The following is a 16609-nucleotide window of genomic DNA, read 5'->3' on the forward strand; positions in this document are numbered from 1 at the left end:
TCCTTACTCGAAAATCCGGTCAGGATCGAAGGTGTCCTCGGGCAGCGGGACACCGAACATCTTGAGGCGGTCGGCGAAGCGCGGACGGACGCCTGTGGCGCTGAAGCGGCCGCACACCTTGCCGTCGCCGTCGACCCCGCTCTGCTGGAAGCGGAAGATCTCCTGCATCGAGATGATCTCCCCTTCCATGCCGGTGATCTCCGACAGGCTGACCAGCTTGCGCGTGCCGTCGGTCAGGCGCGAGACCTGCACCACCACCGTCACGGCGGACACGATCTGCTGGCGGATCGCGCGCGCGGTCAGGCTCACGCCGGCCATGCTGACCATGTTCTCCAGCCGCGACAGGGCGTCGCGCGGGGTGTTCGAGTGAATGGTCGCGAGCGAGCCTTCGTGGCCGGTGTTCATCGCCTGCAGCATGTCGAGCGCCTCGGCGCCGCGCACCTCGCCCAGGATGATGCGGTCGGGGCGCATCCGCAGCGCGTTGCGCACCAGCGCGCGCTGGGTGACCTCGCCCTTGCCCTCGATGTTCGGCGGCCGGGTTTCCAGGCGCACCACGTGCGGCTGGCGCAGCTGCAGTTCGGCCGCGTCCTCGATCGTCACCACCCGCTCGCTGGCGGGGATGAAGCCGGAGATCAGGTTCAGCAGCGTGGTCTTGCCGCTGCCGGTGCCGCCAGAGATCAGGATGTTCACCTTGGCCACGCCCAGGCTCTCCAGCACCTTGATCATGGGCGGCGTCACGCTCTTGTAGTCGAGCAGGTTCTGCACGGTCAGCGGGGTCGCCCCGAAGCGGCGGATCGACAGCAGCGGCCCGTCCACCGCCAGCGGCGGAATGATCGCGTTCACGCGCGAGCCGTCCGGCAGGCGCGCGTCCACCATCGGACTCGATTCGTCGACGCGCCGGCCTACCCGCGAAACGATCTTCTCGATGATCTTCATCAGGTGGGCGTTGTCGTGGAAGCTGATGTCGGTGAGTTCCAGCTTGCCGCGCCGCTCGACATAGACCTTGCTGCACGTATTAACCAGGATGTCGGACACGGTCGGGTCGTTCAGCAGCGGCTCGAGCGGGCCGAAGCCGAGCATCTCGTGCTGGATGTCGAGCACCAGGTTGTGGCGCTCGTGCTGGTTCAGCACGATCCGCTCTTCCTCGATGATGCGCTGGATCAGCAGCGCCAGCTCGTGCTTGAACTGCTCGGCGGTGAGGCGCTTCAGGCGCTCCAGGTCGATGCGGTCCAGGATCATCTGGTGCATCAGCTTCTTGAGCTCCTGGTAGGCCTGGATCCCAGCCTCCGGCGCGGCGGCGCCGGGCTGGCGCTCCTGGCCGGTACTGGCTAGACGTTCACGTAGGGACATGGGTGGCTCCGGTTCGTTTCAATCGTCGGCGTCGGTGTCGCTTCAGTCGTCGGCCTCGCCGCGGCCGAACAGGCGGTCGAACAGCCCCCTGCTCTCCGGGATGCGGCGCGTCGTCACCAGTTCGACCATATCGGCCAGGCTGCGCGCCGCCGCGCTGGCGCGCGACAGTTGCAGTACCGGCACGCCCTGGTTGACCGAGTCGGTGACGGCGACGTAGTCGTTGGGGAAGGTATGCACCACTTCGCAGCCGAGCGCCGCGTGCAGGTCCTGCAGGCGCAGCTTGCCGCCCTTTTCGTAGCGGTTGACGATCAGCCGGATGTGGTCCAGCACGTAGCCGAGCGAGCGGAAGATGTCGAGCAGGCGGCGGGCGTCACGAATGTCGGGCAGCGCCAGTTGCAGCACCGGGTAGATGGTGTCGGTGACGTCGAGCGCGCGCAACGACACCGCGTCGATCTGGCGTCCGACGTCGAGCAGCACGTAGTCGTAGTGCTGGCGCGCGACGCGCAGGATGGTGTCGATGTGTTCCGGCTTGGCTTCCCTGGCGTGCGCCGCGTCGTCGGCTGCGGCCAGCACCCCGAAGCCGGGGGTGACGTGCACCACGCAGTTTTCCAGGAAGGGGCCGTCCACCCGTGTGATCTGGGCACACACGTCGGACAGGGTCATGGTCGGCTTCTGGTCCGACACATACAGGGCAGCGTCGCCGAACTGGCCGTGCAGGTCGATCAGCAGCACCTTCTTGGCGGCCAGGGTGGCCAGCGCGTAGCCGAAGTTGGTCGAGATGAAGGTGGCGCCGCTGCCGCCCTTGCACGCGATAAAGGCGAGGATTTTGCCGTCGCGCATGGCCGCGACTCCGGCTGCGGCCGAGATGCGGTCCATCGACTCGTGGAAGGCGCGGTGCACCAGCGGAAGCTGCAGCACTTCACGCACGCCGGCGCGCATGGCGCGGATCAGGAGATCGGGCTGGTTCTGGTCGGTCAGCAGCATCAGGTGCGCTTCCGGGTACTGGCGGCCCAGGCGTTCCAGCAGCGCCACCTCGGAAGGCTCGGTGTCGGTGGCGTCGACGATGACCAGCTGCGGGCTGTCGGCCTCGGGACGGTCGAGCGCTTCGCGCAGGCTGGCCCGGATCGCCCCGAGGTTCAGCGGCGGCACGCGGGCGGCGCCCTGGGTGGCGATTTCCGCATAGAGCTGGCTGTCGCGGCTGATGAGTAGCGCTTTCATGGAGGGCCTCGTTGCTGGCGCATCGTGTCAGGGAAGATGGACGCTCATTGACTGCGGATCACCAGCGGCGCCGGCGCGCTTTCCGGCTGCGCGAAGCTCTTCTGGTAACGCTCATAGGCGCCCTTGGCGGCGCGGCCATCGACCCCGGTGGCGCTCTGGCGGTTGGCGGCGGCGCTTGGGTCCAGCACCTGGACCGCCAGGTTGGCCCGGGTGGCGTTGCCGAACTGGCGGTCCCATTCGGGCGTGGTGTGCATGCAGCCCGGCAGGCAGGCCGCCAGCAGCAGGAATGACAGGGTGGTCTTCACGCAAACCTCCTATTTGAGTTCGAAGCCGCCGGCGGTCTGCGCGGCGGTTGCGTCGAGCGGCGGCGTGGACGCGACGGCGGTGCTGGTACTCGGGGCCACGCCTTCGAGGCGTCCGCCGAGCAGCACCTGGCCGCGGGTCGGGATGCCGACCTTGTCGGTCGGCAGCGAGTAGCCCGCGCCGGGGATCGGCTTGACCAGGCGCGCCGTGATCACGAACACCAGTTCGGTGCGGTCCTGCTGGTAGTCGGTGCTGCGGAACAGCGCGCCCAGGATCGGCACCTCGCCCAGCATCGGCAGGCCTTTCAGGTTGGCCACCAGGTTGTTCCGCACCAGGCCGCCGATGGCGAAGCTCTGGCCGTCGTAGAGCTGCACGGTGGTGCTGGCGCGGCGCGTGGTGACCAGGGGCAGGATCGCGGTGCCGGTGATCCCCGCAGCCGATACGCCAACTCCTTCGCGCGACAGTTCGGACACTTCCGGCGCCACTTTCAGGTTGATGCGGCCGCCCGCCAGCACGGTGGGGGTGAAGCGCAGACCGACGCCGAATTCCTTTTCCTCGAGCGTGATCTTGTTGTTGTCCTGGGCCACCGGGATAAAGAACTTGCCGCCGGCCAGAAAGGTCCCCTCCTGGCCGCTGATGGCCAGCACGTTCGGCTCGGCCAGCACCCGCACCAGGCCGTCCGTCTTGTTGGCGTCGGCCACGAAGCGGCCTCCCCTGGTGGAGAGGGTTTCCTGTCCCGGGTTGGTGCGCCCGCTCAGGAAGTTCGACACCAGCGTTGTGGTCCAGCTGCCGCCGCCGAAACTGAAGCGGGTATTCGATTCCAGCCGTTCCAGCAGGGTCTTCGACACCTCGGCGATCTTGACTTCCAGCTGCACCTGCTGGGGGGCGCTCACGCTCAGCAGGTTGACCACCCGGGTGGCGCCGTTGGACGAGGAACCGCTGGTCTGATTGTTGGCGGCGACCGCGACCACGCCGTCGGTGTCGTTCTCCTTGCCGGCCGCGGGCAGCTGGCGCAGCGGGCGCCGCACGTAGGCGGCGGCCAGTTCGACCGCGCGCGCCATGACGCCGGCATCGCTGACGCTGCCGGTCAGCACCAGTGAATCGGCCGCCGCGAGCACCCGGATGTCCTTTTCTTCCGGCAGCGCGACGGCCAGCGTCGCCTGCAGCGCCGCCGGGTCCATTGCCACCACGATGTCCACCACGCTGCACAGGCCGCTCCTGCCCTGCACGATCATGTTGGTGGTGCCGACGTCGACTCCAGCGATGTACAAGGTATCCGGCGCCACCAGCATCGCCTGCACCACGGCGGGGTTGCCGACGCTGCGGTGCACCACCTTCTCGGGCAGGCGCAGCATGGTCGACTTGCCCATGTTGAGAGTCAGCGTGGCGGGCCGCGCCGCCTCGCCGCTGCAGCCGACTGCGGGCGGGACCCTGGTCTCCGACGCGGCATTAAGCCGGGCGGCGGCCGGGTTGGCGGCGGCCAGCTTGACCGGGTCCGGCGCGCCCTTCCTGGCCGCGGGCTTCACGGCTGCGGCGGGAGCCTTTGCCACCTTGGCGGCAGGGGCGGCCGGCGGGACTGCCGGGGCCGCGTGGGCGGGCACGGCGGCGGCGAGCGCCAGGCCGGCGGCGAGCGGTGCGAGTGTCGAGCGTCTGTTCATGGCATCCATCCCGGTTCGTGTGGGCTCAGAAGCATTCCTGCGAAGCATCCAGGCCGTTGATGACCTTGACGCAGTTGCGTGGGGCCGGCGCCGGCGTAGCGGTCGGGTGCGCGGGCCTGGCCTGGGCGGGGCGCGCTACGCGTACCGGCAGCGCCACCTGGCGCAGCGGCGGGGTCACGACCGGCAGCAGGTTGTCCTTGGTAGCGCCCGTGGTGGCGGCCGCGGCCGGGTCGACCTGATTGCGCAGGGCCAGCGACAGGGTGCCGACGCTGCGCGCCAGGTCGAGCTTCTCCGCCTGCTCCGGCGTGACTTCGAGCGTCACCGCATTGACCACCTTGGGCTTGGTCTCGTCGCGGTTGACTTCCTGCGCCACGGCCAGCACCAGAATCCGTTCCAGCACGATCTTCGAGATGCTGCGCTCGCGCCTCTGGTCGGCCTGCGGCTGAGGATCGGTCTCGGTACTGACGATGATGTCAACGTAGTTGCCCGGCAGAGCGAAGCCGGCCACGCCGATCACGTCGTTGACACGCACGGTGATTGCACGCTTGCCCTCGGTGATCAGGGCCGACAGGCCGCCCACGGTGCCGGCCGGCGCCAGTTTGGCCTCGCTCAGCGGGTCACCCAGCATGATGCTGGACTTGAGCACCCGTCCGTTCAGCTTCTGGGGATCGTCGAAGGCGCCTTTCGGTACGCTGTGGGCCGGCCATTCGACCAGCTTGAGCATGTCGGGCGTCAGGCGCTGGCCGATGCTGATGTCGGCGCCCGCCACCACGATACGGTTGCCGTTCGCCGCCGGCTGCTTGAGCAGCCAGTGCGAAGCCAGGACGACGGCGGCCAGGCCGAACAGGATCGCGAGCGTCATCACGATCACGGCACGCTTGTTTTTCATCGAACATCTCCCAGGTTACCGGGTTCCAGCGCCGCGCAAGAACCGAACAGGCTGCTCCAGGCCTGGGCCACGCTGTCCACGTCGAAACGCGGGGCGTGACCGGCAAAGCCGGCGAAATCGGCGATCCGGCACAGCAGTTCCTGGGGCCAGGCTGCCAGCAGGGGACGCCGGGTGCGGCGGTGCAGGTCATTCATCAAGTAATCGAGTGCGGCTTCCTCCAGCTCGATGCTGAGCAGCCTGCACTGGCGGCGCAGCAGCGCGCGGTAGCCGGTTTCGGACAAGGGCCCGACCGGGATCCGGTAACCGATGCGGCGCAGACAGGATTCGTCCAGCACCGACTCGGGCGCCAGTCTGGTGGCCAGCACCAGCGTCACGTCGAAGGGCAGCGCATGGCTGGCCGCGCCCGGCACGGCGACATGGTCGGTGCCGGATTCGAGCGCGCCGAGGAGGCGGTGCAGGACTTCGTCCGCTGGCACGCGCTGGCGCCCGACGTCGTCCAGCACCAGCAGGCCGTTGTTGGCCAGCAGCTGCGGTGGTGCGCTCAGTACGCCGCTGGGGGCGTCGGCGCGCAGTTCCAGCATGTCGCGCGCCAGCTCGGCGCCAGTGTGCACCAGCGGCCGCCGGCACAGCGCCCAGCGCGCGTCGACGCTGCGGCGCTCGTCCAGGCCGCGCGACTGCAGCGGCGCGGGATGCAGGGCGGGATCGTAGACCTGCACGATCTCGTGCCGCACCAGCACCGCGTACGGCACCGCGATCGCTTCCTGATGCAGGCGGGCGAAGCGGCGCGCCAGCGTGGTCTTGCCGCTGCCCGAGGGGCCGACCAGCATCAGCGGGCGGTTCGAATACAGCGCCGCCCCGATCAATTCGCGCAGCGCCGGCTCGATGGCGTCGTCGCCCAGCACGGCCTGCAGCTCGGCGGGGGTGATGCGGGCGGCGTCGGGATGGCGCAGGGACTGGCGTTGGACCATGGCGCGCCAGGCGTCCAGCGTGACCGGGGCCGGGCCGAGATAGCGCGATTCGGCCAGGTAGTCCACGGCGGCGCGCTGGCCGAAGGCGGTCAGCTGGTAATGCACGTCGATGTCGGAGTCGCCGCTCCACGCCACTTCGACCTGCTGCTCGGCGATCAGGGCCTGCAGCACTTCGCGCACCACGCTGACCGACAGGCGCAGGCGTCCGGTCAGGATCGACAGCGGCGTCTTGCCGCTGACGTGCATGGTCTTGACCACCAGGGCGGTGAGGAAGCGTGACTCGAGGCCGGTGTCGCGCACGGTCCGGGCCTGGCGCGGGAGCACAGCCGCGACCTCGCCGTCGGGCGCAGCCGCGAAACGCTCATCGTAGGCGGCTGGCGGCGAGGACGCTGATAAAACTTCCATAGAGAAACCTCCTGCTGGATACGGATATTTCTTACACTTGTTAAATTGATTCTAGCCATCGCCCTTCCCTCCCGTTTGACGCCCAGCAAGGAAGAAGGATTGGTGGAAATGTCAAGCGTAGCGGCCTAGTAGGACGTAAATCGTGCCCGCCGCGATCGCCACGCCATAGGGCATGGAGCCGGCGCTGTCCTGCACGCTCCGGGAAGCCACGGGCAGGCGCAGCACGAAGCCGCGCACGATGTCGCGCAGGTTGCCGAGCACCAGGTTCAGGCGGCCGTGCGCGACGATCAGGGCGAGCGCCATGGCGCCGCCTGCACACCAGGCGATGACCGCGATGTGAAAGGTGATGGCCGGGCCGCTGAAGGCGCCGACGGTGGCCATCATCTTGACGTCCCCGGCAGCCATGCCGCGGGCGAGGTAAAAGGGCAGGAAGATCAGGAGGCCGGTTAGTGCGCCGCCCAGGCTGCTCAGCAGGGCCGGGCCGGGAACCGGCGAAACGGCGTGCAGGGCCAGTGCACCGGCAAGTCCCGTCAGCAGCAGGCGGTTCGGAATGCGGCGGCTGGACAAGTCATTGATCGCCGCGGCCACCACCAGCAGCAGCAGCAGCGTGTCGAGGTAGGGTGCGACAGGCATGGTGCGTTCCTCTTCACGGGAAAAAAAGCCCCCCAGGGCTTGTGGCTCCGGGGGGCGTCAGCGATCAGGCGCCCGGATTATCCGGCAGCTGCTCGGCGATGTACTCGAAAGCCGCCTTGATGTCGGTCCCGACGGTGCCGGCAACAGCTGCGATGGCGACACCGATCAGGGCTGCGATCAGGCCGTACTCGATAGCCGTCACACCGTCTTCGTCAGCAACAAACTTCTTGATGGCGGTAATCGTGCTCATGACAAACTCCTTAAGTGGTTAATGGGACTGCTACAACGGTCTTACTGACAGACGGGGCCCCGTCTTGTGCTGCTTTCGACTGCGTCTGTCAGTGAGTTCACTGTACCGAATAGTGCCGCACGGCAAGTTGATGTTAGGCAAGTTTTCCATGTGGAAACGCTAGTTGCTCCGCGCGTTTGTGCGCGCGCAAGCCGTTAGACGCCCCCGTCTATTTCCCATGCATCAAAACGCGAAATCTTGTTAAGAATAGTTGCCTGCTATACAAAAACGCTTTATGCTGTCCCCCTTGCCCGCTTAAAAAATCGGCACCCGTGCCAGCGCCCGGCCGTGCTTTTGCCTGACCCGGTTTTCCTCGGTTTCTGCTCAGTTTCTGCTCAGTTCGTTAAAGACATGGATTCCCTGCTGCGACACATGGTGGACATGACTGGCCACCGCGATCACACGATGCTCGACATCTCCGTGATTTCGGCGGTGCAGGAACTGGCGGTGGGCGCGGTGCAGACCCGCGTGCTGAGCATCGCCACGGTCTGCGGCCAGAAATTCGTGCGCTCGCGCGCCTGCATCCGCGCCGGCGGCGTGGCCTGCCCTGAAGAGGCGCACGACGGCGCCAGCCCGGGCGAACCGATCTCCTCCTATCCCGCACTGGCGCACTGCCTCGAGCACCACGATTCGCGCGCCGAGGGCGTGGGCGCGGACGGCCTGCGCCGCCTGTGGCTGCCGATCTGGTTCGGCGACAAGGCCGACACCTGCCTCGAGATCGTGCACGCGCACGGCTTCAGCGCCGAGTCGGTCCACACGATCAGCGGCATCGTCAGCGTCTACCGTAACTTCCAGAATCTGCTCGACTACAGCGAGCGCGACTCGCTCACCGGTCTGCTGAACCGCAAGACCTTCGACGACCAGCTGGCGCGCATGCTGCACTGCGCCGACACCGAGACCCTGGTCCCCGGCCAGCCCGAGAGGCGCCAGCACGGCGCCGAAGAGAAGCAGTGGCTGGCCGTGGTCGACGTCGACCACTTCAAGATGGTCAACGACCGCTTCGGCCACCTGTACGGCGACGAGGTGCTGATCCTGATCGCCAACCTGCTGCAATCCTCGTTCCGCTCGCAGGACCGGGTGTTCCGCTTCGGCGGCGAGGAATTCGTGGTGCTGCTGCGCTCGACCACGCTGGAGAATGCGCGCAAGATCATCGACCGCTTCCGCACCAATGTCGAAGGCCACGTGTTCCCCCAGGTCGGCCAGGTCACGGTGAGCGTCGGTTTTACCAGCATCAGCGCCGCCGATTCGCCGGTGGTGACCCTGGGCCATGCCGACCAGGCCCTGTACTTTGCCAAGGCCAACGGCCGCAACCGCGCCTGCCACTACGAGGAACTGGTGGCGAACGGCCTGCTGCAGACCATCGCCACCAACGACACCGCCGAGTTCTTCTAAGCGAGCGACTGCGCGTACTCGAGCGCGTCTTCCAGGCGGTCGTCGCCCCAGAACAGCTCGCCCCGAACGATGAAGCTGGGCGCACCGAAGATGCCCAGCCGGCGCGCCTCTGCGGTCTGCGCACGCAGGGCCTCCTTGTTGTCCTCGCCCTGCGCCGCGCGCAGCACCGCGACCGGATCGTCGACCAGGCCGGCCAGCAGCGCCAGCACCGCGTCCGGATCGTCGATCTCGGCATCCTGCGACCAGTTGCGCAGCATGATGCGGCGGCAGTATTCGCCCATCCAGCGCTGGTCGGCGCCGAGCAGCGCAACCCGCATCGGCAGCAGCGCACGGCGCGGAAAGCTGGAAGGCCGGGTGAAGGGAATGCCGTACTTCGCGGCGCGCCGCGCCATGTCGCGCCACACGTACTCGCCCTTTTCCCGCTGCTCGTTGAAGGGCGAATCCTGCCAGCCCAGTTCGCGGAAGATGGGCCCGAGCAGGAAAGGCTTCCAGACCAGCGGTACGCCGGCGCGGCCCGCCAGCGCCTCGATGCGCATCAGCGCGAGATAGCTGTAGTTGCTGCCGAACTCGAACCAGAACTCGATGGGGGGATGCATGGCCGTCCTCGCTTGTCGGGTATAGTGGTCCACCCAGTATGCAGGCAGCCGCTTGATGCGACAACAGGAGGTCGGGATGGACAAGGTCATGCTCGTCACGGGCGCCGGACGCGGCATCGGCGCCGCCATCGCCAGGCAGGCCGCCGCCAGCGGCTATGCGGTGGCGGTCAACTACCGCGTCGATGAAGACGCGGCGCAGGCGCTGGTGGCGGCGATTCGCAGCACTGGCGCGCACGCCGTCGCAATCCAGGCCGACGTCGGCAGCCAAGCCGAGGTGGCGCAACTGTTCGCGCGTATTGAAGCGGAACTCGGGCCGCCGGCGGCGCTCGTCAACAATGCCGGCATTACCGGCCGCATCGCGCCTTTCATGGACACCGATCCCGCCACCATCGAGGCGGTGTTCCGGACCAACGTCTACGGCACGATGCACTGCTGCCGTGCGGCGATCGAAGCCTTCCGGCGCCACGGCACGCGCGGGGTGATCGTCAACCTGTCCTCGCTCGCGGCCGCCACCGGCAGCCCGCGCGAGTACGTGCACTACGCCGCCAGCAAGGCCGCGGTGGAGAGCTTCACGCTGGGGCTGGCGCGCGAAATGGCGCCGGAAGGAATTCGGGTGTGCGCGGTGGCGCCGGGCTCGACCCTGACCGGCATCCACGCGGCGGCGGGAGAACCGGGCCGGCCGGAACGGGTGGCGCCGGCGATCCCGCTGGGAAGGCTGGCCACGCCCGACGAGATCGCGGCCGCGGTGCTGTGGATGCTGTCGCCCGCCGCGTCCTACGTGACGGGAACGACCTTGCGCTGCGCCGGCGGACTCTAGGCCGGCGTCAAGCGCACATCAGGCGATGTGCATGAACTGCATCGGGTTGACGTTCCACTTCTCGGCCGACTCGTGGCGCAGGATCTTGTCGCCGCCGCCGAAGCCGAGCGCCTTGGACAGGTCGAGGGTCTGCGGCTTGATGTAGGTCTGGTTCTTGGTGCTGAAGAAGACGTTGACCTTCGGCGTCAGGAGGCTGGCCTCGTGCGGCTCGATCACCACGCCCAGGCGCCCCGATTCGAGCAGCACCAGGGTGCCGACCGGGTAGATGCCGACGCAGCGCATGAATTCCTGGGCCAGGGTCGGATTGAAGTGGAACTTGCTCCACTCGTAGATCTTGCGCAGCGCTTCCGCCGCCGGCATGCCCTTGTGGTAGCAGCGGTCCGAGGTGATGGCGTCGTAGACGTCGACGATCGCCGCCATCTGCGCCAGTTCGCTGATCTTGCCTTCGTCCTGCTTGTCCGGATAGCCGCTGCCGTCGCGCCGCTCGTGGTGGTGCAGCGTGATGTCGAGCGGGATCGGGCCGATTTCCGGGGTCTTGACCAGGATGTCGTAGCCGTCCTTCGGATGGCGCTTGATGACGTCGAATTCCTCGTCGGTCAGGCGGCCCTGCTTGTTCAGGATCGCGTCCGGCACCAGCGCCTTGCCGGTGTCGTGCAGCAGGCCGCCCAGGCCGGCCTGGTAGATCGTCTCCTCATCCATGTTGCGCGAGCGGCAGAAGGCCACCAGCAGCGCGCACACGCTGACCGAGTGCAGGAAGGTGTAGTCGTCCTTGTTCTTGATGCGCAGGAGGCCCAGCAGGGCGCCGGAATTGCGCAGGATCGATTCGGTCACGCTCTCCACGACCGGTCCCACCTTGTCCAGCTCGACCGCCTTGCCGAGGCGGGCATCGGCCATCACGGTGCGCACCAGGCCGGCGGCCTGCTTGCGGATCTGCGCGGCGCGTTGCAACTCTTCGCCGAGCGAGACGCGGGTGATGATCCGGGGCGCGGCGGCGATCGCCGTGACTTCCGCTTCGGTGGCCGCTTCGGCCTGCGCCAGGGTCGGCGCGTCGTCCACGTCCATGCCCTTGCTGCAGTCGATGACCACGCCGCGGATCTTGGCGGTACGGATCTTGTGGATCTCTTCATCGGTCGTCAGCAGGAAGCGTGCGCGCACGAAGGGATGATCCATCCAGCCGCAATCGAGGTCGTGGATGTACATCCCGATCTTCAACTGTGAAGCATCCACCTTTTTTAACATGTCGCGACTCTGCTCTGTAATAATGACGGCGCCCATTGGCCAAGATGCAGTATAACAATTTTGTTACACGTACTCATCTTTTGTTGCTTACCAGACACACCCCCAAAGATGGAATTTCGTCAGCTCCGCTATTTCGTCGCGATTGTCGACCACGGTTCGCTCTCGCGCGCGGCTTTGGTGCTGCATGTGGCGCAGCCGGCCCTGACGCAGCAGCTGCGCCAGCTGGAAGAGGAACTGGGGGCGCAATTGCTGCACCGCTCGGCCCACGGAGTGGTGAGCACCGATGCGGGCAAGATCTTTTACGAGCACGCGCAGGCGATCCTCAAGCAGGTGGCGGACGCGCGTTCGGCGGTGGTGCAGTCGACCACGCGGCCTTCGGGCAGCGTGTCGCTCGGGCTGCCGCACAGCATCTCGGGCGCGCTGGCGCTGCCGCTGCTGAAGGAAACCCACGCCAGGTATCCGGAAATCACCCTGCAGCTGACCGAGGAGATTTCGGGCAGCCTCACCGAGCAGCTCAAGTCGGGGCGCCTCAACCTGGCGGTGCTGTTCGACGAGATCCCGGCCGGCCACTTCAGCGCCATCGCGCTGGTCGAGGAAGACCTGATGTTCATTTGCCGCACCGGCTCCAGCTTCGCACCGGGCGCACCCAGCCTGAGGCTGAAGGAGGCCCTGGCCAGCACCCTGATCCTGCCGGCGCGCCAGCATGGCGTGCGCCCGCTGGTGGAACAGGTGGCGCAGGCGGCTGGCCTGGCGCTCGGCCCCATCCTCGAGATCAATTCGCTGGCGATCCTGCGTTCGGCCCTGCTGGCCGACCTTGGCGCCACCTTGCTGCCGGTGGCGCCCCTGCTGGCCGACATCGAGCGCGGCGCCATGACGGCCTGGCCTGTTGCCGAACCGGCCGTGACCCGTCGCGTGACCCTGTGCGCTTCGCGGAACATCCCATTGACGAATGCCTCCGCCGCGATCGCGAAGCTGGTGCGCGAGGTGACCGAAGACCTGTGCGCACGCGGCGCTTGGCCGGGCGCGCGCCTGATCTCTGCTTGACCGCATAACGGTCATCAGATTTTCTTATACCCCCATCCGCATTCCCTATTGGCCCCGGGCGGGCGAAGTCCCTACACTCCACGCGGTCAAAATGCGCCCTCGCCTACCCGGCGGCCGGCGCTGCACCAGACCCACACAATGGAGACCCGCATGCCAGATACCGTCACGCCGCAGACCGCGGTGCCGGACTACTCGTCCCGCTTGAGCACCGTCACCCTCGACGACAAATACACCGCTAGAACCGGCAACATCTTCCTGTCCGGTATCCAGGCCCTGGTGCGCCTGCCGATGATCCAGCGCGAGCGCGACGCCGCCGCCGGCCTGAATACGGCCGGCTTCGTGTCCGGTTACCGCGGTTCGCCGCTTGGCGGCCTGGACGAGACCCTGTGGAAGGCGAAGGGCCACCTGGAAGCGAGCCACGTGCAGTTCGTCCCCGGCGTGAACGAAGACCTGGCGGCGACTGCCGTCTGGGGCACCCAGACCGTGGACCTGATCGGCCCGGCAAAGTACGACGGCGTGTTCGCCATGTGGTACGGCAAAGGCCCGGGCGTGGACCGCTGCGGCGACGTCTTCAAGCACATGAACCATGCCGGCACCGCCCAACACGGCGGCGTGCTGCTGGTGGCCGGCGACGACCACGGCGCCTATTCCTCGACCCTGCCGCACCAGTCCGACCATATCTTCTCGGCCTGCATGATCCCGGTGCTCTATCCCTGCAACGTGCAGGAATACCTGGACCTGGGCGTGCACGGCTGGGCCATGTCGCGCTACTCCGGCTGCGCGGTGGCCTTCAAGGCGCTGGCCGACACGGTCGAATCGAGCAGCTCGGTGGACGCCAACCCCTTCCGCGTCGAGGTCAAGTATCCGAAGGACTTCGTCATGCCGGAAGGCGGGCTGAATACCAAGCTGTCCTCGGTGCCGCTGGGTCAGCAGGCGCGCGCTCAGGAAGCGCTGATGCAGGACTACAAGATCTACGCGGCGCTGGCCTATGCGCGCGAGAACAAGCTAAATCGCACCACCATCGATAGTCCGGACGCGAAGCTGGGCATCATCGCCTCGGGTAAATCCTACCTGGACGTGCTGGAAGCGCTGGAAGAACTGGGCATCGACGAAGCCATGGCCGCGAAAGTGGGCCTGCGCCTGTACAAGGTGGCGATGATCTGGCCGCTGGAACCGGAAGGCGTGCGCGAATTCGCGCAAGGCCTGGAAGAGATCCTGGTGGTCGAAGAAAAGCGCCAGGTGGTCGAGTACCAGCTCAAGGAACAGCTCTACAACTGGCGCGACGACGTGCGTCCGCACATCGTCGGCAAGTTCGACGACAAGGGCGAATGGGTCGCCCCGCGCGGCGACTGGCTGCTGCCGCCGAAAGCCGACTTCTCGGTGGCCCAGGTGGCACGGGTGATCGCCGGCCGCATCGCGCGCCTCATCACCGATGAAGCCACGCGCGACCTGATCAAGGCGCGCCTGTCCTTCCTGGAAGCGAAGGACGCGGTCCTGCAGAAGGCCATCACCACCCCCTTCCGCCCAGCCTTCTATTGCTCCGGCTGTCCGCACAACACCTCGACCAAGGTGCCGGACGGCTCCTTCGCGCTGGCCGGCATCGGCTGCCACGTGATGGCCACCTCGATCTACCCGGAGATGAACAAGCTGACCACCCACATGGGTGGCGAAGGCGCACCCTGGATCGGCCAGGCCGCGTTCTCGCAGGTGCCGCACGTGTTCCAGAACCTGGGCGACGGCACCTACTTCCATTCCGGTTACCTGGCGATCCGCGCGGCGGTATCGGCCAAGGTCAACATCACCTACAAGATCCTGTACAACGACGCGGTCGCGATGACCGGCGGCCAGCCGGTCGACGGCCAGACCTCGGTGCCGATGATCGCCCAGCAGATGGCGGCCGAAGGCGTCAAGCGCATCGCGCTCGTCACCGAAGACCTGTCGCGCTACGCCGACCGCTCGAACCTGCCGGCGATCGTCACCCTGCACGACCGCAAGCACATGGACGACATCCAGCGCGAACTGCGCGAACTGCCGGGCGTCACGGTCATCATCTATGACCAGACCTGCGCCGCCGAGAAGCGCCGCCGCCGCAAAAAGAAGGAATTTCCGGACCCGAACCAGCGCATGGTGATCAACGAAGCCGTGTGCGAAGGCTGCGGCGATTGCGGCATCCAGTCGAACTGCGTTTCGATCCTGCCGAAAGAGACGGAATTCGGCCGCAAGCGCCAGATCGACCAGTCTTCCTGCAACAAGGACTACTCTTGCGCCAAGGGCTTCTGCCCGAGTTTTGTTACCGTCGAAGGCGGCACGCTCAAGAAGAGCAAGGCCGGCGTGTCGAAACAAGGCGCCGACGACGGCTGGGGTCTGCTTCCGGAACCGAGCCTGCCGAGCGTCGAACATCCCTATAACATCCTGATCAACGGCATCGGCGGCACCGGCGTGATCACCGTCGGCGCCCTGATGGGCATGGCCGCCCACCTCGAGGGCAAGGGCGCCTCGGTGCTGGACATGACCGGCATGAGCCAGAAGAACGGCTCGGTGACCTCGCACGTGAAGATCGCCGCTACGCCCGAGCGCCTGCGCGCCCAGCGCATCGCCACCGGCGAAGCGGACCTGATCCTCGGCTGCGACATCCTGACCACCGGCGCGGCTGATGCGGTGTCCAAGATGCGCCCGGGCCGCACGCTCGCCATCGTCAACCTGCACGAACAGCCGACCGGCACCTTCGCCCAGCAGCGCGACTGGGAATTCCCCTTGGGCGACGTCCGTGCGCTGATTCTTGAAGCGGTCGGCGGCGAGCTTGGGGCCGATTTCGTCGACGCCACCAAGCTGGCCACCGCGCTGATGGGCGACTCGATCGCTACAAATTTGTTCCTGATGGGTTACGCCTGGCAGAAGGGCCGCATTCCGCTGACGGAAGCCGCCCTGCTGCGCGCGATCGAACTGAATGGCGTGGCCGTCGCCTCCAACAAGATGAGCTTCCTGTGGGGCCGCCGCGCCGCCGTGGACTTCAAGCGCGTCGAGAAGCAGGCCATCCCTGCGCAAACCGTCGTCGTGCAGATGCCGCAAAGCCTGGACAGCGTGATCAGGAAGCGCGTCGAGCACCTGACCGGCTACCAGGACGCCGCCTACGCGGCAGTATATGAAGACCTGGTCAAGCGCGTGCGCGAGGTGGAAAGCGCCAAGGGCCTGGGCAGCAAGCTGGCCATGGCGGTGGCCAAGAACTACGCCAAGCTGATGGCCTACAAGGACGAATACGAAGTGGCGCGCCTGTACACCGACGGCCGTTTCGTCGAGCAGCTCGCGAGCCAGTTCGAAGGCGACTTCTCGCTCAAGTTCAACCTGGCGCCGCCGCTGTTCGCGAAGAAGGACGCCAAGGGCCACATGGTCAAGGCGCAGTACGGCTCCTGGATGTTCGGCGCCTTCAAGCTGCTGGCAAAAATGAAGGGCCTGCGCGGCGGCGCCTTCGACGTCTTCGGCAAGACCGCGGAGCGCAAGATGGAACGCGCCCTGATCGGCGAATACCGCGAGATGGTGGAAGCGCTGGTCGCCAAGCTCGACGCTTCGAATTATATGGAAGCGATCGAACTGGCCTCGCTGCCCGAGCAGATCCGCGGCTTCGGCCACGTGAAGGAAAAGGCCGTGCTTGAGTTCCGCGCACGCAAGGCTGAGCTGCTCTCCGGCAACATCAAACGCCGCGCCGCGTAAAGACGCAGGGGTGGGCCAAGGCCCACCCCGCAACAGGCCCGTACTCGGCTTGACGTTAACGTTAACGTCATATACCGTAGCAAGCTACCCCTGTCCTCCC

14 protein-coding genes are annotated in these 16609 nt (G+C 66.8%); 4 read left to right on the forward strand and 10 right to left on the reverse strand.

The window, feature by feature from the left end:
• Positions 1-3 precede the first annotated feature (3 nt).
• The 8 genes from GV068_RS14310 to GV068_RS14345 form a co-directional block, all read right to left on the reverse strand.
• Positions 4-1350 carry a CpaF family protein gene (locus GV068_RS14310; protein ID WP_159698901.1) on the reverse strand — a complete coding sequence of 449 codons (1347 nt, stop codon included), beginning with the start codon at positions 1348-1350 and terminating at the stop codon, positions 4-6.
• 42 nt (positions 1351-1392) lie between these two features.
• Positions 1393-2568 carry an AAA family ATPase gene (locus GV068_RS14315; RefSeq protein WP_159698904.1) on the reverse strand — a complete coding sequence of 392 codons (1176 nt, stop codon included), beginning with the start codon at positions 2566-2568 and terminating at the stop codon, positions 1393-1395.
• 44 nt (positions 2569-2612) lie between these two features.
• Positions 2613-2873: a DUF3613 domain-containing protein gene (locus GV068_RS14320; RefSeq protein ID WP_159698907.1), complete on the reverse strand. Its 261-nt coding sequence runs from the start codon at positions 2871-2873 to the stop codon at positions 2613-2615.
• Between the two features lie 9 nt (positions 2874-2882).
• Positions 2883-4529, reverse strand: a complete 1647-nt coding sequence (locus tag GV068_RS14325; RefSeq protein WP_159698910.1) for a type II and III secretion system protein family protein — start codon at positions 4527-4529, stop codon at positions 2883-2885.
• Between the two features lie 25 nt (positions 4530-4554).
• A complete protein-coding gene (cpaB, locus tag GV068_RS14330) occupies positions 4555-5418 on the reverse strand; it encodes a Flp pilus assembly protein CpaB (protein WP_159698913.1) in 864 nt (287 codons plus the stop codon).
• Complete coding sequence (locus tag GV068_RS14335) at positions 5415-6791, reverse strand: ATP-binding protein (protein ID WP_159698916.1); 1377 nt, start codon at positions 6789-6791, stop codon at positions 5415-5417. The genes cpaB and GV068_RS14335 overlap by 4 nt, the downstream gene beginning before the upstream one ends.
• Positions 6792-6902: 111 nt before the next feature.
• Complete coding sequence (locus tag GV068_RS14340) at positions 6903-7424, reverse strand: prepilin peptidase (RefSeq protein WP_159698919.1); 522 nt, start codon at positions 7422-7424, stop codon at positions 6903-6905.
• Between the two features lie 64 nt (positions 7425-7488).
• Positions 7489-7674 (reverse strand): Flp family type IVb pilin, encoded by a 186-nt coding sequence (locus tag GV068_RS14345; protein WP_159698922.1) that lies wholly within the window; start codon positions 7672-7674, stop codon positions 7489-7491.
• Positions 7675-8064: 390 nt separating this feature from the next.
• Here GV068_RS14345 and GV068_RS14350 point away from each other — a divergent pair, with 390 nt between their 5' ends.
• Positions 8065-9105 carry a GGDEF domain-containing protein gene (locus GV068_RS14350; RefSeq protein ID WP_159698925.1) on the forward strand — a complete coding sequence of 347 codons (1041 nt, stop codon included), beginning with the start codon at positions 8065-8067 and terminating at the stop codon, positions 9103-9105.
• Here GV068_RS14350 and GV068_RS14355 read toward each other — a convergent pair.
• A complete protein-coding gene (locus tag GV068_RS14355) occupies positions 9102-9701 on the reverse strand; it encodes a 2-hydroxychromene-2-carboxylate isomerase (protein WP_159698928.1) in 600 nt (199 codons plus the stop codon). The genes GV068_RS14350 and GV068_RS14355 overlap by 4 nt on opposite strands.
• Before the next feature lie 76 nt (positions 9702-9777).
• Here GV068_RS14355 and GV068_RS14360 point away from each other — a divergent pair, with 76 nt between their 5' ends.
• Positions 9778-10518 (forward strand): SDR family oxidoreductase, encoded by a 741-nt coding sequence (locus tag GV068_RS14360; RefSeq protein WP_159698931.1) that lies wholly within the window; start codon positions 9778-9780, stop codon positions 10516-10518.
• 18 nt (positions 10519-10536) lie between these two features.
• On the opposite strand, the gene GV068_RS14365 is transcribed toward GV068_RS14360, so the two are convergent.
• Positions 10537-11793: an HD-GYP domain-containing protein gene (locus GV068_RS14365; RefSeq protein ID WP_373888414.1), complete on the reverse strand. Its 1257-nt coding sequence runs from the start codon at positions 11791-11793 to the stop codon at positions 10537-10539.
• A 72-nt stretch (positions 11794-11865) separates the two neighbouring features.
• Here GV068_RS14365 and GV068_RS14370 point away from each other — a divergent pair, with 72 nt between their 5' ends.
• The gene (locus tag GV068_RS14370; RefSeq protein ID WP_159698937.1) at positions 11866-12801 is read left to right on the forward strand and encodes a LysR substrate-binding domain-containing protein; all 936 of its coding nucleotides are present in this window, start codon (positions 11866-11868) and stop codon (positions 12799-12801) included.
• A 150-nt stretch (positions 12802-12951) separates the two neighbouring features.
• A complete protein-coding gene (locus tag GV068_RS14375) occupies positions 12952-16509 on the forward strand; it encodes an indolepyruvate ferredoxin oxidoreductase family protein (RefSeq protein WP_159698940.1) in 3558 nt (1185 codons plus the stop codon).
• Positions 16510-16609 lie beyond the last annotated feature (100 nt).

It is taken from the genome of Massilia sp. 9I, from assembly GCF_902506415.1.
In the GTDB taxonomy this organism is placed as follows: Bacteria; Pseudomonadota; Gammaproteobacteria; order Burkholderiales; family Burkholderiaceae_D; genus Telluria.